This window comes from Planosporangium thailandense (assembly GCF_011947195.1).
Lineage (GTDB): Bacteria > Actinomycetota > Actinomycetes > Mycobacteriales > Micromonosporaceae > Planosporangium > Planosporangium thailandense.
In genome coordinates this window covers 155,212-169,507 of sequence record NZ_JAATVY010000003.1, presented here as the reverse complement: position 1 = coordinate 169,507, position 14,296 = coordinate 155,212, and the positions used below count along the sequence as shown (strand labels likewise).

13 protein-coding genes are annotated in these 14,296 nt (G+C 71.2%); 6 read left to right on the top strand and 7 right to left on the bottom strand.

Going from position 1 to position 14,296, the window contains the following annotated elements; all coding sequences use genetic code 11:
* Window positions 1-20: 20 nt before the first annotated feature.
* Entirely contained in the window at window positions 21-818 is a 798-nt protein-coding gene (locus HC031_RS06195) for a DUF3109 family protein (protein WP_167924463.1), read from the top strand.
* 59 nt (window positions 819-877) lie between these two features.
* Here the strand turns inward: HC031_RS06195 and HC031_RS06190 are convergent, their stop codons facing one another.
* Together HC031_RS06190 and HC031_RS06185 are read right to left on the bottom strand one after the other, a co-directional pair.
* On the bottom strand, window positions 878-1,561 hold the full coding sequence (locus tag HC031_RS06190; RefSeq protein ID WP_167924202.1) for a response regulator transcription factor: 684 nt from the start codon (window positions 1,559-1,561) through the stop codon (window positions 878-880).
* Window positions 1,562-1,574: 13 nt separating this feature from the next.
* On the bottom strand, window positions 1,575-2,807 hold the full coding sequence (locus tag HC031_RS06185) for a sensor histidine kinase (RefSeq protein ID WP_167924462.1): 1,233 nt from the start codon (window positions 2,805-2,807) through the stop codon (window positions 1,575-1,577).
* Between the two features lie 239 nt (window positions 2,808-3,046).
* Here HC031_RS06185 and phoU point away from each other — a divergent pair, with 239 nt between their 5' ends.
* Entirely contained in the window at window positions 3,047-3,691 is a 645-nt protein-coding gene (gene phoU, locus HC031_RS06180; RefSeq protein WP_167924201.1) for a phosphate signaling complex protein PhoU, read from the top strand.
* Window positions 3,692-3,757: 66 nt separating this feature from the next.
* Here phoU and HC031_RS06175 read toward each other — a convergent pair whose 3' ends face one another.
* Window positions 3,758-4,510, bottom strand: a complete 753-nt coding sequence (locus HC031_RS06175) for a phosphoglyceromutase (RefSeq protein ID WP_205862332.1) — start codon at window positions 4,508-4,510, stop codon at window positions 3,758-3,760.
* Window positions 4,511-4,658: 148 nt separating this feature from the next.
* On the opposite strand from HC031_RS06175, the gene HC031_RS06170 reads away from it, so the two are divergent.
* Window positions 4,659-5,942, top strand: a complete 1,284-nt coding sequence (locus HC031_RS06170) for an MDR family MFS transporter (protein WP_167924200.1) — start codon at window positions 4,659-4,661, stop codon at window positions 5,940-5,942.
* A 32-nt stretch (window positions 5,943-5,974) separates the two neighbouring features.
* Entirely contained in the window at window positions 5,975-7,216 is a 1,242-nt protein-coding gene (locus tag HC031_RS06165; RefSeq protein WP_167924199.1) for an MFS transporter, read from the top strand.
* Here the strand turns inward: HC031_RS06165 and HC031_RS06160 are convergent.
* The 4 genes from HC031_RS06160 to mshA all read right to left on the bottom strand — a co-directional run bounded on the left by HC031_RS06160 (window position 7,176) and on the right by mshA (window position 12,497).
* On the bottom strand, window positions 7,176-8,753 hold the full coding sequence (locus tag HC031_RS06160) for a beta-N-acetylhexosaminidase (protein ID WP_167924198.1): 1,578 nt from the start codon (window positions 8,751-8,753) through the stop codon (window positions 7,176-7,178). The genes HC031_RS06165 and HC031_RS06160 overlap by 41 nt on opposite strands.
* A gap of 362 nt (window positions 8,754-9,115) precedes the next feature.
* Window positions 9,116-10,645: a glycosyltransferase family 39 protein gene (locus HC031_RS06155; RefSeq protein WP_167924197.1), complete on the bottom strand. Its 1,530-nt coding sequence runs from the start codon at window positions 10,643-10,645 to the stop codon at window positions 9,116-9,118.
* Window positions 10,646-10,656: 11 nt separating this feature from the next.
* Window positions 10,657-11,157, bottom strand: coding sequence for a type III secretion system chaperone family protein (locus HC031_RS06150; protein WP_167924196.1), 501 nt, complete (start codon window positions 11,155-11,157; stop codon window positions 10,657-10,659).
* Window positions 11,154-12,497 carry a D-inositol-3-phosphate glycosyltransferase gene (gene mshA / locus HC031_RS06145; protein ID WP_240942195.1) on the bottom strand — a complete coding sequence of 448 codons (1,344 nt, stop codon included), beginning with the start codon at window positions 12,495-12,497 and terminating at the stop codon, window positions 11,154-11,156. Before mshA ends, HC031_RS06150 begins: the two co-directional genes overlap by 4 nt.
* Before the next feature lie 167 nt (window positions 12,498-12,664).
* On the opposite strand from mshA, the gene HC031_RS06140 reads away from it, so the two are divergent.
* Together HC031_RS06140 and HC031_RS06135 are read left to right on the top strand one after the other, a co-directional pair.
* Window positions 12,665-13,432: an SDR family oxidoreductase gene (locus tag HC031_RS06140; RefSeq protein ID WP_167924195.1), complete on the top strand. Its 768-nt coding sequence runs from the start codon at window positions 12,665-12,667 to the stop codon at window positions 13,430-13,432.
* A complete protein-coding gene (locus HC031_RS06135) occupies window positions 13,429-14,262 on the top strand; it encodes a class I SAM-dependent methyltransferase (protein WP_167924194.1) in 834 nt (277 codons plus the stop codon). Before HC031_RS06140 ends, HC031_RS06135 begins: the two co-directional genes overlap by 4 nt.
* The last annotated feature ends 34 nt before the right edge of the window (window positions 14,263-14,296 follow it).

Below are 14,296 nucleotides of genomic sequence, written 5' to 3'. Positions count from 1 at the left end.
GTGACGTGGTGGTGGAGATCATGATCCAGATGGAAGGCGCCGACGATCCGCGCAGCCGCGAGGTCGGGCTGGACTTCCCGCGCGAATGGATCGAATTCCTGGATCCGGCCGATCCGAAGCATCTGATCCGCGCCGACCTGACCTGGCTGCTGTCGAAGTGGACGTGCATCTTCGCGCGCGGCTGCCACGGCATCGTGGCCGGCCGCGCCGGCGACGGCTGCTGCTCACACGGCGCGTTCTTCACCGATTCGGATGACGAGAAGCGGGTCCGGGCGGCCGCGAAGAAGCTCACGCCGGAGACCTGGCAGCACTTCCGTCGCGGTTTCAAGAACTACACCGAGATGGACACCGTCGACGGCGAGACGCCGGCCCGCCGCACCGCCACCCGCGGGCCGGACCAGCCGTGCGTGTTCCTCAACGACCCGTCGTTCCCGGGCGGCGGCGGTTGCGCGCTGCACGCGCAGGCGCTGCGGGACGGGGTGCACCCACTGGAGTACAAGCCGGACGTGTGCTGGCAGCTGCCGATCCGCCGGGAACAGGAGTGGGTCAAGCGCCCGGACGGGTCGAAGGTGCTGCTGTCGGTGCTGAGCGAGTTCGACCGCCGGGGCTGGGGCGAGGGCGGCCACGACCTGCACTGGTGGTGCACGTCCTCACCGGAGGCGCACGTCGGGACCCAGCCGATGTACCTCGAGTACGGGCCGGAGCTGACCGCGCTGATCGGTAAGGCGGCGTACGAGAAGCTGGCCGAGATCTGTGCCCACCGTCTGGAGCTGGGCCTGGTCGCCAGGCACCCGGCGGACCCGGACCCGTCGGCATGATCCGGTAGAGAAAGGGGGCCTATTGCCCCCTCAACCCTTCAGGATCATGGGAAACCGCGTCACGGCTCGAACTTGTACCCGAGCCCGCGCACGGTGACGATGTAGCGCGGCGTCGACGGCTCCGGCTCGATCTTGGAGCGCAACCGCTTGACGTGCACATCCAGCGTCTTGGTGTCCCCGACGTAGTCGGCGCCCCACACCCGGTCGATGAGCTGGCCGCGGGTGAGCACCCGGCCCGCGTTGCGCAGCAGCAGTTCGAGCAGCTCGAACTCCTTGAGCGGAAGCTGCACCGCCTCGCCGTTGACGGTCACCACGTGACGGTCGACGTCCATGCGTACCGGCCCGGCGGACAGGGACGGCGGGACGAGGTCGGTCGCGTCCCCGGCGTGTCGACGCAGCACCGCGCGGATCCGGGCCACCAGCTCACGGGGCGAGTACGGCTTCGTGACGTAGTCGTCGGCGCCGATCTCCAGCCCGACCACCTTGTCGATCTCGCTGTCCCGGGCGGTCACCATGATGATCGGTACGTGTGACCTCGCGCGCAGCTGCCGGCAGACCTCCGTACCGGACATCTCGGGCAGCATCACGTCCAGCAGCACGATGTCGGCACCGGTGCGGTCGAACTCGGTCATCGCCTCCGTGCCGGTCGCCGCCACGGAGACCTCGAAGCCCTCCTTGCGCAGCATGTAGGAGAGGGCGTCGGAGAACGACTCCTCGTCTTCCACCACAAGCACTCGTGACAACGGCCGGTCCTTCCTAAACAACCGAATTCGGGTTGATCTCAACCGACTGCGGTAGCGGCGTGGAGACCTCCGGTGGACGTCCAGGAAGCCGCAAGGTGAACGTCGATCCAACGCCGACGGTGCTGTGCACCTCGACGCGCCCGGCGTGGTTGGTCGCGATGTGCTTGACGATCGCCAGACCCAGACCGGTACCGCCGGTGGCGCGCGAGCGCGCCTTGTCCGCCCGGTAGAACCGCTCGAAGATCCGGTCCAGGTCCCGCGGCTCGATGCCGATCCCCTGGTCGATGACCGAGATCTCGACACCGTCGTCGGTCCGCTGGGCACGCACCGTGACCCGGGTGTGCTCCGGCGAGTACGCGACGGCGTTCTCGACCAGGTTGGTCACGGCCGTCACCAGCTGACTCTCGCTGCCGTACACGGTCAGCTCCCGCTCACCGTCGAACAGCACCTCGATGTCCTTGGCCGACGCGGGCGTACGCGTACGGTCGACGACCTCCGCGACGATCCGGTCGACCGAGACCGGCTGCGGCTCGGGTAGCGGCTCGGCGCCCTGCAGGCGCGACAGCTCCAGCAGCTCGCTCACCAGCCGTCCGAGCCGGGTCGACTCCTTCTGGATGCGCTCGGCGAAGCGGCGGGCCGCCGCCGGGTCCCGCGCGGCGTCGCCGTCGTCCGGGTCGGTTGCCTCCAGGAGCGCCTCGGCCAGCAGCTGCAGCGCGCCGACCGGCGTCTTCAGCTCGTGGCTGACGTTGGCGACGAAGTCACGGCGCACCCGGGCCACGCGGTGCGCCTCGGTGACGTCGGCGGCCTCCACCACGACGTGGCCCTCGTCGAGGGCGGATGCGCGTACGTGCACGCCGAACTGTCCGCCACCGCCGCCCCCGACGCCGTGCGGCCGCGCGAGATCCAGCTCGACCTCACGGCTCTCACCCGACCGGCGCACCTGCCCGGCCAGGGTGCGGACGATGCTGTGCGCGTCGGTCGCCGCGTCGCCCCGGCCACGCACCAGGCCCATGTCCCGGGCCGCCGGGTTGGCCAGTACGGGGATGTCGTCGGCGTCGAGTACGAGCACGCCCACCCGCAGGGCCTCCATGGCCGCCCTGGCCGGCGGAGCGTCGGCCGCGCGCGCGAGCGAACCAGGGTCGGCGCCGGGTGGGTCCGTCAGTGGTCCGCCGTCTGAACCCGGATAACCCGGGTATCCGCCCTCCGCCGGTGATGACACGACCACGAGGTTACGCCGGGAGCGCATGACCGCCACGACCGCAACGCCTGTGACCAGGCAAAGTAGCGCAGCACACACGGCGAGCAGGTAACCGGACGGCACGTGTCGATCGTAGGTCCCGGCACCCCGCCGGTCAGGACCGATACGGCGAACCGGACACCGTTTCGCCGAGTGTTCACCGGCCGGTCCGACCCAGTTCATTCATCGATACCATCCCCGTGCCCGGGGGTCATAGTCTGGACGGCCAGCCCACTGTCAGGAGTGTCATGCGCGAAGAGTTCCGAGCCGACCTGCTCCAGGTCGGCCGCACGCTGGTGGCGATGGCCGAAGCCATCCAGGCGGCCATGCAGCGTGCCACCCATGCTCTACTCAAGGCCGATCAGACCGATGCCGAGCAGGTCTGCGACCGGGACGCCGAGATCGACGCGCTGTACCGGATCGTCGAGGACAAGGTGTACGACGTCATCGCCCGGCAGGCGCCGGTGGCGTCCGACCTGCGCATGGTGCTGACCGCCCTGCATGTGGCCGGGGACCTGGAGCGGATGGGCGACCTGGCCAAGCACGTGGCCCGGGCCGCGCTGCGGCGGCACCCGGCCCCGGTGATCCCCTCGGAGCTCACCGAGGTCGTGGAGCGCATGGGTGAGGTGGCCGACCAGCTGGCCGGCAAGATCGCGATTGCGCTGATCAACCTGGACGCGGTGGTGGCCGCGCAGCTCGAGCGCGACGACGACGTCATGGACGAGCTGCACCGCCAGCTGCTCAACACGATTCTCAAGCCGGACTGGCCGCACGGCGTGGAGACCGCCGTGGACGCCGCGCTGCTGGGCCGCTTCTACGAGCGGTACGCCGACCACGCGGTGAACGTCAGCCGGCACGTCATCTTCCTGGTGACGGGCGAGAACGCGGCGTAGTTCCTCATCGGATCTTGGACACTTGGCGGGCCCATGACACCGCCAAGTGTCCAAGATCGCCGAAACTTAGCGGCCCTGGTTGGCGACCGCGGCCGCCGCTTCGCGAGCGGCGTCGGGGTCGAGGTAGACGCCGCCGGGCGTGATCGGACGCAGGTCGGAGTCCAGGTCGTAGCGCAGCGGGATGCCGGTCGGGATGTTGAGGCCGGCGATCGCCTCGTCCGAGATCCGGTCGAGGTGCTTGACGAGCGCGCGCAGCGAGTTGCCGTGCGCGGCGACGAGCACGGTCTTGCCGTCGAGCAACTGCGGCACGATGTTGTCGTACCAGTACGGCAGCATCCGCCCCACGACGTCCTTGAGGCACTCGGTCTTCGGCATCAACTCCGGCGGCAGGGTCGCGTACCGGGGGTCGCCGAACTGTGACCACTCGTCGTCGGAGGCGATCGGCGGCGGCGGGGTGTCGTAGGAGCGGCGCCACAGCATGAACTGCTCTTCGCCGTACTGCTCGAGGGTCTGCTTCTTGTTCTTGCCCTGCAGGGCCCCGTAGTGGCGCTCGTTGAGCCGCCAGGTCCGGTGCACCGGGATCCACAGCCGGTCAGCGGCGTTGAGGGCGATCTCAGCCGTACGAATTGCGCGGCGCAGCACCGACGTGTGCACCAGATCGGGCAGCAGGTCGTGTTCGCGCAACAGTTCGCCGCCGCGACGCGCCTCCGCCTCTCCCTTTGCGCTGAGGTCCACGTCGACCCAGCCGGTGAACAGATTCTTGGCGTTCCACTCGCTTTCGCCGTGGCGCAGCAGCACCAGTGTCCCGACTTCGCTCATGCCCCACATCTTCGCGTACGCGCCCGAAGCGCCGCCGGGCACCCGCCATGGTGATCACCAACACCGGTAAATCGCTGTCGGCCACGGATCGGGCCTTCTAAGGTGTAAGGCGCGCGAGCCATTGTGGGCATTACGGGAGGCGGGGGACATGGATCGGTCACGGGCGGTGGGATCAGGACGGGCCGGCCGGCTCCCCGGCCGGTTCTGGGCACTGTGGACCGCGACGCTGATCAACCGGGCTGGCAGCTTCGTCATCCTCTTCCTGGCCTTCTACCTCACCGGCCAGCGACACTTCTCCCCGTCGGCCGCGGGCCTGGTCGTCGGCCTGTACGGGGCCGGCGGCGCGGTCGGCGTCACCGTCGGCGGGTACCTGACCGACCGGTGGGGCCGCCGCCCGACCGCGCTGACGGCGCTCGGCAGCGCCTCGGTCCTCATGCTGCTGCTCGGGCTCGCGACCGCACCCCCGTTGATCGCCGTCGCGGCGGCCGCGCTCGGCCTGGCCGCCGAGTCGGCCCGCCCACCGCTCGGCGCGATGATCGCCGACATCGTTCCCGACGCCGACCGGATGCGCGCCTTCTCCGTCTGGTACTGGGCGGTCAACCTGGGCTTCAGCGCGTCCGCCATCCTCGCCGGGTTCGCCGCGCAGGCGGGTTACCTGCTGCTGTTCGCGCTCGACGCGGCGACCACCGCGGCGGCCGCGGTCCTGATCGCGGTGAAGGTGCCGGAGACGCGGCCCGCCGTACCCGCGGACGCCACCGAGCAGCGCGGCAGCCTCCGGACCGCCCTGAGCGACCGGGTCTTCCTCGGCTTCGTCGTCTGCAACCTGCTGATCGCGCTCATCATGCTGCAGCACATGTCCATGCTGCCGATCGCGATGCGCGCGGACGGCCTGTCGAGCCGGACCTTCGGACTCGTGATCGCGGTCAACGGCATCCTCATCGTCGCCGGCCAGTTCGCCGTCACCCGCCTGCTACGCGACCGTCGCCCGACCCGCGTCATCGCCGGGTCGGCCGTCGTGATCGGCCTCGGGTTCGGCCTGACCGCCTTCGCGCACACCCCGATCTGGTACGCGGCGACGGTCGTGGTCTGGACCCTCGGCGAGATGCTCAACGCGCCCTCCAACTCGGCGCTCCTCGCCTCGCTGTCACCCGTCTCGATGCGCGGGCGCTACCAGGGCCTGTACAGCCTCTCGTGGCAACTGGCGAGCTTCGCGGCGCCCGTACTCGGCGGTTTCGTGCAACAGGAGGCGGGCGGCACGGCGCTCTGGCTGGGCTGCCTCGCGCTCGGCCTGGTGGCGGGTGGCTGGAACCTGCTCGCCGGGCCGGCCCGCGATCGGCGCATCGCCGATCTGAAGCCGGAGTCGGCGCCGGTGACTCCACCCGCGCCGGCGGTTGCCACCGAGCCGGCGGAGGAGAAGCTGGTTAGGATCTAGCTGTTAATAGCCCTAACTGATCGGGAGCGCCGTTGCGGACCTGGTACCGGGCGAACCTGGGCGGCCTACCCGGTGCCTACTGGTACCTGTGGGCCGGGACCCTGATCAACCGGCTCGGCGGCTTCGCGGTGCTGTTCCTGTCGCTGTACCTGACCAGCGCGCGGGGCCTGTCCCCCGCGGCCGCCGGCCTCGTCGTCGGGGCGCACGGCGTCGGCGGGGCGCTCGGCGTGCTGGCCGGCGGCGTCCTCGCCGACCGGTGGGGCCGCCGCTCGACGCTGCTCGCCTGCCACGCCGCCGCGACCGTCCTGATGCTCGCCCTCGCCTTCTCCCCCTGGCTGCCGGTCATCACGGTGGTCACGGCCCTGATCGGGTTCGCGCAACAGATGGCTCCGCCCGCGTTCGTGGCCGCGATCGTCGACGTCGTGCCCGAGCCCGACCGTACCCGCGCGTTCAACCTCCAGTTCTGGGCGGTCAACCTCGGGATGGCCGGCGCCTCGCTGCTCGCCGGCATGGTGGCCGAGGTCAGCTTCACCCTGCTGTTCACGCTCGACGCGACGGCCACGTTCATCACGTTCGTGATCCTGCTGCTGCGGGTGCCGGAGACCGGGGCCGCGCGAGAATCCGGTACCGCGCCGAACGAGCCCCGGGGAGGACTGCACACCGCGCTCACCGACCGGACCTTCCTGACCTTCGTGGGGCTCACGTTCGTCCTGGCCGTGCTGACGCTGCAGACCTCGACGATCCTCCCGCTCGCCATGCGCGCCGACGGGCTGCGCCCGTCGGCGTACGGGCTCGTGACGGCGTTCGCGGGCGTGCTGATCGTCCTGGGGCAGTTGTTCGTGCCCCGCCTGATCACCGGCCGGGTGAAGGGTCGCGTGCTGGCCGTGGCGGTCGCGCTGCTCGGCCTCGGCATCGGGATGGTCGGCGGCGCGGACACGCTGCCGGTGTACCTCGTGGCCGCGGCGGTCTGGACCGCCGGTTCGATGCTCGCCGCCCCGCCGAACGCGGAGATCAACGCCGAACTGTCCCCGCCTGAGCTGCGCGGGCGCTACCAGAGCGTGTTCTACCTGACCTTCCCGGCGGCCGGGTTCGTTGCCCCGGCTGTCGGCGGGTGGAGCCTGGAACACCTGGGCAACTGGCACTGGGCGCTGTGCGGACTGGTCGGCGTCCTGGCCGCGGTGGGCCATCTGCTCGCCTCACCGGCGCGCGAACGCCGCGTCGCCGCCACCATCGCTACCCCGCCCAGGGTATCTGCGGCGAGCGGTAGAAGGTGATGCCCTGGGTCGTCCATCGCGGCCCCTGCGCGCCCAGCCGGACCCGGAACGCGTTCCAGTCGTGGGTCGACGTCGGCGACCACCCCAGTTCGGCGATGGCCGGCAGGCGCGGAAACGCCATGTACTCGATGTCGCGCAACGCCACGATCGTTTCGGTCCAGAGTGGAGCGTCGACGCCCAGCACCGACGACGCGCCGACCCCGTCGAGGTAGGTCCCGGGGTCCCAGTCGTAGGCGTCCTTCACCTCGACGTACCCCGCCCAGTCCTGCCCCAGCGGGGTGCTCGCGTCGTACTTCATGTCGAGGTACGCCTTGTTGGCCGGCGAGAGCAGCAGCTTCGTCCCGCGCCCGGCGGCCGCGGCGACGTCCGGCGCCGAGCGGGTGGTGCCCCAGTACTGCGCGACCGTGGAAGGCAGCGGCGTCGCCGTCACCACCTGATGCCAGGCGAGCACCGCCTTGCCGTGGGCCGCCACGATCTCCTGCACCCGGTTCATGAAGCTGGCGTAGTCGGCCGGCTTGGTGGCGTACGCCTCGTCCCCGCCGATGTGCAGGTACGGCCCCGGCGTCAGCGCGGCCACCTCGCCGATGACGTCGTCGACGAACCGGTATGTGACGTCCCTGGTCATGCACAGGGAGCTGAAGCCCACACCGGTTCCGGTGTACAGCGGCGGCGCCTTGCCGTCGCAGTTCAACTCCGCGTACGAGGCGAGCGCGGCGTTGACGTGGCCCGGCATGTCGACCTCAGGGACGACGGTGATGTAGCGGGCCTCCGCGTACGCGACGATCGCGCGGTAGTCGGCCTTGGTGAAGTATCCGCCCGCACCGCCACCGACCTGGGTGCTGCCGCCGTACGTGGCCAGCCGTGGCCAACTGTCGATCGCGATCCGCCAGCCCTGGTCGTCGGTCAGGTGCAGGTGCAGGTAGTTCACTTTGTACAGAGCGAGCTCGTCGAGGTAACGCTCGACGGTGGCCACGGTGAAGAAGTGCCGGGCCACGTCGAGCATCGCCGCGCGGTACGCCAGGCGCGGACGGTCGACGATCTGCCCGCCGGCGACGGCCCAGGGACCCGGGCGCGCGGTCGGGCTCTCGATCGCCGCGGGGAAGAGTTGACGCAGCGTCTGCACCCCGGCGAAGAGACCGGCCCCGCTCTGCGCCCGGATCACCACGCTCGCCCGCGTGACGTCGAGTCGGTAGCCCTGGTCGCCCACGTCGGGATCGGCGCCGGTGAGCAGCAGCGACACGCCGACGCCGGAGCCCTCGACCACCGGTAGCCGGTAGCCGGTCGAGCGGCGCAGGATGCCCGCGAGATAGCCGGCGACCTCACGGGCACCGGGTGAGGTGAAGATCCTCGTACCGGCCGTCAGCGTGAACGTCGTACCGGCGGCGGGCTTGACCATCAACGGCGCCGGCACCACGTCCCGCATCGATGACACGTCGGTGGCGGCGGTGGCCGCCTGCGGCCCGACCAGAACCGAAGCCGCCGAGGTGACGGCGAGAAGCACTCCGGCAAGCGCCGTGCGCAACCGTGAGCCAGCCATCGCGCCTCCCCAGCCGCCACTGCGAATGACGTGTGCCGGGACGCTATGGGCCGCCGGTCAGAGCAGCAAGCGCTCACACCCTTAGTTGCCACGTGACGCTCAATCACGTCCGAGCGGTGGACACCGTCGGCGGGTGGCGCGCACCCCCACGTGCGTGCCACCCGCCCTGCCCGCCCAGCCCCCGTTTCACCCGGCGCGAGCCGGCCTCCATCGACCCGTCCCCCCGAGATCCCCCCAGCAGGCGGGTCGATCGATGCGGATCACCGCTGGACCGAGCATCCACCGCTTCCCACCACCTGTCTGTCACGCCGCTCACAGCGCACCTGACAGCTAGCGGACACCGTGATGGTGATCACCAACGGTCAGTCGAAGTGCTGGAACGCGGGCCACAGTCGCGGCCACGGCGCGCGCGGATCCCGGCAAACCCGGATCGGGATCCCCTGCTCCTCGTTGTCGACACCGACCCCGTTGTCGAGGTGGCCGACCTGTCGGCACGAGCCGAACCGGGCGTCGAGGAATGCGTCCATCCGGTAGCCGACGACGAGCACGGCGTTCGCCGTGGCGGGCGGTGCGCCCTCGTAGTACAGCTCGTTGTGGCCGCTGTACGTGTGCGGCAGCCCGTACCGCCCCCCGTACCGGTTGAGCGCGCCCGCCTCACCGTAGTTCGCGGCGATGATCACCGCGCCGGCGCGCTCGCCGGCCGGCAGCGCCCGGTACGCGTCGGCCACCTGGCGCACGTACATCTGCCAGCCGACCTGGTCGCGCGCGGTCTGGTTCATGGCCGGGATCGGGGTCTTGCCGAGGACGCCCACGGGCAGAACCGGCAGCGCGATCACCACGGAGCAGGCGATGTTGAACACGACCGCCGCCGCCACCCAGGCCCGCCGCGCGGGTCGGCCGGACAGCCACCGCACGGTGGCGATGCAGCCCGCCGCGTACGGCGCGAGCAGTGCCCCCATCGTGTAGTACGGCTGCCCGGCGGTGCCGAGCACGAGGACACAGATCACCGGGTACGCGACGCCGAGCGCGCGTACGGCGCGCAGGGCAGGGTTGCGCAGCAACGACACCAGGCCCGCGACCCAGATCGGCACGAGCCCCAGTCCGAGCAGGACCAGTTGCAGCGGTACGAACATCACGCGGGCGTCGTCGCCCTTGTTGCGCTGGATCGCCCGCGCCATCTGCAGCTGCGGCCAGTCGTGGCTGACCTGGTAGACGAGGTTGGGTGAGCCGACCAGCAGCGCGATCGCGACGCCCGCCCACAGCCAGCCGGACAGCAGGACCCGGCGCGGCCCGACGAGCAGCAGCCCGACGGCCAGGGCGAGCAGCATCAGCACGATCAGGTGCTTGTTGTACAGGCCCAGGCCGGTGACCAGGCCGGCGGCCAGCCACCAGCGCGGGTGGCCACCGCGCAGGACCCGGATCACGCACAGGATCACCACCGCCCAGACGACGAGATCGACGCTCGACGTGAGCAGGATGTGCCCGCTGATCAGCGGGAACACCGAGACGACGCCGACCGCGGCCAGCGCCTGGGCGCCCCGGCCGCCGCCGAGCGCACGCGCGATCAGAGCCAGCAGGAAGACGGCCGCCACCGCGCTCAGCAGGGCGGGCAGGCGCAGCGCCCAGACCGAGTCGCCGAAGACCGCCGTCGACGCGCGGGCCAGCAACGGGGTCAGCGGCGGCTGGTCGACGTACCCCCAGGCGGGGTGCGCGCCCAGCTCGCGGAAGTACAGCTCGTCACGGTGGTAGTCGTAACGGGTGGAGGTCGCCGCGAGCAGTGCGGCGAGGCCGACGGCCACGGCCGCCACCGGCCGCCAGGCGAAGAGCGGCGCGGCTGTCCCCGTGGTGACCGGGTCGACTCGGGTGGGGGCGTGGACCGTCGACTCGGTCACCGGCACTTACCTCAATCCGTACGTTTGACGAAGTGTTCGAACGCGCGCAGGTTGTCCAGCGGCTCGCCGCGCTTGACCCGCCACTCCCATTCGCGCCGGATCGCCGTGCCGAATCCGATCTCGAGCATCGGGTTGAAGCTCTCGTCCGCGTAGGTGAGCACCGAGCCGAGCAGTCGGTCGAGCTCGTCGGGTGTGATCGCGGTCAGCGGCGCCCGACCGGTCAGGTATACGTCACCGGCGTCGTCGATCGAGAACGCCACGCCAAACATCCGGGCATTTCGCTTCAAAAGCCACGCCCACAGCTGCTCGCGGTTCTCATCCGGCTGGCGCATCACGAACGCCTCGATCCGCAGCGCGTGCTCGCCGACGATGAGGTTGCAGTTCGTCTTCAACTTGTGCGTGCCGGGCAGCGTCACCACGAAGGAGTGGTCGCCCGTACGCTCGACCGGCACCTCCCGGTCGGCGCAGACCGACTCGATCAGCGCGCCGACCCGGTCGCGTTCCTCGCTCATGAGCACGCTCCCGTCGCCGACGCGGCCGCATGGCGCTCCCGGTGCTCGCTCATCGCCTCCCGGTAGACGGCGAGCAGTCCGCAGGCGGTGCGGTTCCAGGAGAAGTTGCGGGCGTGCGCCGCGGCGGCCAGCCGGTATCGGGCCCGCTCGCCCGGAGAGCGCAGCAGGCGCCCGATGGCGCGGGCCCAGTCGACCGGGTCGTGGCCGTCGACCAGCACACCCGACACGCCGTCCCGTACGGCCGTGACCAGACCGCCCACGGCCGCGGCGACGACCGGCGTGCCGCACGCCTGCGCCTCGAGCGCCACCAGGCCGAACGACTCGTTGTGGCTGGGCACCGCCACGAGATCGGCGGCGCGGTACAGGTCGGCGAGCGCGTCGGCCGGCTGCGGCGGGAGGAACCGCACGGAGTCGGAGATGCCAAGCTCGGCGGCGAGCTCGATGAGGGCCGTCGGACGCTCCAAGCCGGTGCCGCTCGGGCCGCCGCAGACCGCGACCACGAGCTTGCGCGCCGTCTCCGGGTCGAGCGCGCGCAGCTCGGCGGCGGCGCGCAGCAGCACGTCAGGGGCCTTGAGGGGCTGGATGCGACCGACGAACGCCACCACATACGCGTCGGGCGGCAGCCCGAACCGGCTGCGGGCGACGAGCTTCACGGCGTCCTCCCGGCCGACCGCCGGAGGACAGAACCGGTCAAGGTCGACACCGGGCTCGACGACGGCGACCCGACGGAGGTCGGCGGCGTACAGGTCGATCAGTTCACGGGCCTCGGTCGGGGTGTTCGCGACCAGCCGGTCGGCCTCGGCGACGACCTGTTCCTCGCCGATCACCCGCGCCTTCGGCTCAGGGGTGTCGCCGGCGGCCAGCATCAGGTTCTTCACCTTCGCCAGGGTGTGCGCGGTGTGCACCAGCGGCACCCCCCAGCGGTCCTTGGCCAGCCAGCCGACCTGCCCGGACAGCCAGTAGTGGGAGTGCACCAGGTCGTACCATCCCGGCGCCTGGGCCGCCTCGGCCCGCAGCACACCGGTCGTGAACGCGCACAGCTGCGCCGGCAGCTCCTCCTTGGCCAGCCCCTCGAAGGGGCCGGAGACCACGTGCCGGACCAGCACGCCGGGCGCCATCTCCACCACGGGCGGCAGGTCGCTCGCTGTCGCGCGGGTGAAGATCTCGACCTCGACACCGGCCTCGGCGACCCGCTTGGCCACCTCGACGATGTAGACGTTCATCCCGCCCGCGTCGCCGGTGCCGGGCTGGTCGAGCGGCGAGGTGTGCACCGACAGCGTCGCGACCCGCCGGGGCAGCCCCGAACGCGCGGGTCGGCGGCATGGACCGAAGTTGTGCAGCGAACCTACCCGCGCCACATTCACTCCCCCTGTCGTCGCCGTGCCGCTCGACACAATTTTCCCGATCAACACGCCGGGCGGGCTCCATCATCCCAGGGTCTGCGGGCGACAAATCTTCGAGTACCCCCGGTGCGGTCGACGATGCGGTCGCCGGGGAGGATCGGTGCATGTCTGTCAGCATCGCCGTGGTCACCGGAGCTTCCAGCGGAATCGGGGCGGCCACCGCCCGCACGCTCGCCGCCGCCGGATTCCATGTCGTGGCGGCCGCCCGCCGCGCCGACCGACTCGACGCGGTCGTGAAACAGATCACAGCAGACGGCCACCGCGCCACCGCCGCGTACGTGGATGTCACCGACGACGCGCAGGTGGCCGCGCTCGCCGAGACGGTCGCCGGCCTACCGGGACGGTTGGAACTGCTGGTCAACAACGCCGGCGGCGCGCTCGGCAGCGACTACGTGGAGGCGGCCGACCTTGCCGACTGGCGGTGGATGTACGAGGTGAACGTCCTCGGCACCGTACGTGTCACGAAGGCGCTCCTGCCGGCCCTCGAGGCGTCCGGCGCCGGCACGATCGTCATCATCAGCTCGACGGCCGGACTCGTCGTGTACGAGGGCGGCGGCGGGTACACCGCCGCCAAGCACGGCACCACCGCCGTCGCCGAGACGCTGCGCCTCGAGCTGTGCGGTCGGCCCGTCCGCGTCATCGAGATCGATCCCGGGATGGTGAAGACCGACGAGTTCGCGCTGGTCCGCTTCGGCGGCGACGCCGAGAAGGCCGCGGCGGTCTACCGCGGCGTCGCCGAGCCCCTGGTGGCCGACGACATCGCCGAGTGCGTCCGGTGGAGCGCCACCCTCCCCCACCACGTCAACGTCGACCGGCTCGTCGTCCGGCCGCTCGCCCAGGCCGCGCAGCACAAGGTGCACCGGGTGGAATGAAGCCGCTGGCGCGCAGCGCGAGGACCGCAGCTTGCGAGGACCGCAGTCGCAAGCCAAGGCCAGTCGGGTCCGTCACGCGGGGCACGACCAACCCCAACCGGCTGCGCCGCGTCGACAACTGGATCGCGGTACACCTGGGCGGTCTGTTGCGCCGCGCCGACGATCCGCTCGTGGTGGATCTGGGGTACGGGGCCACTCCGGTGACGGCGGTCGAACTGCGGTCGCGGCTGGCCGCCGTCCGGCCCGACGTCCGCGTCGTCGGACTGGAGATCGATCCGGCGCGGGTCGCCGCCGCGGCTCCGGCCGCCGATCCGCCCGGACTGGAGTTCCGGCGCGGCGGCTTCGAACTGGCCGGCCTGCGGCCGGTGGTCGTACGCGCGATGAACGTGCTCCGCCAGTACGACGAGTCCGAAGTGGACGAGGCCTGGTCGGTGATGCGGCAGCGGCTGGCGCCGGGCGGGGTGCTGGTCGAGGGTACGTGTGACGAACTGGGGCGCCTGGCCTCCTGGGTGGCGCTTGACGCCGCCGGGCCGCGCAGTCTGACGCTGGCCGCCTCGCTGTCCACGCTGGACACTCCGGGCACCCTCGCCGAACGGTTACCCAAGGCGCTCATCCACCACAACGTGCCCGGCGAGCCGGTGCACGCCCTGCTGGAGGCGCTGGACGAGGCGTGGCGGGCCAACGCCCCGTACTCGACGTTCGGACCTCGGCAGCGGTGGCGGCGCAGCGTGGAGGCGGTACGCGCGGCCGGCTGGCCGGTGCTCGACCGGCCGGCCCGCTGGCGCCTCGGCGAGCTGACGGTCGCCTGGGCCGCGGTATCTCCTCCATGATCCGGAAGGATTTTCCGTGCCCGGGCACGGAAAA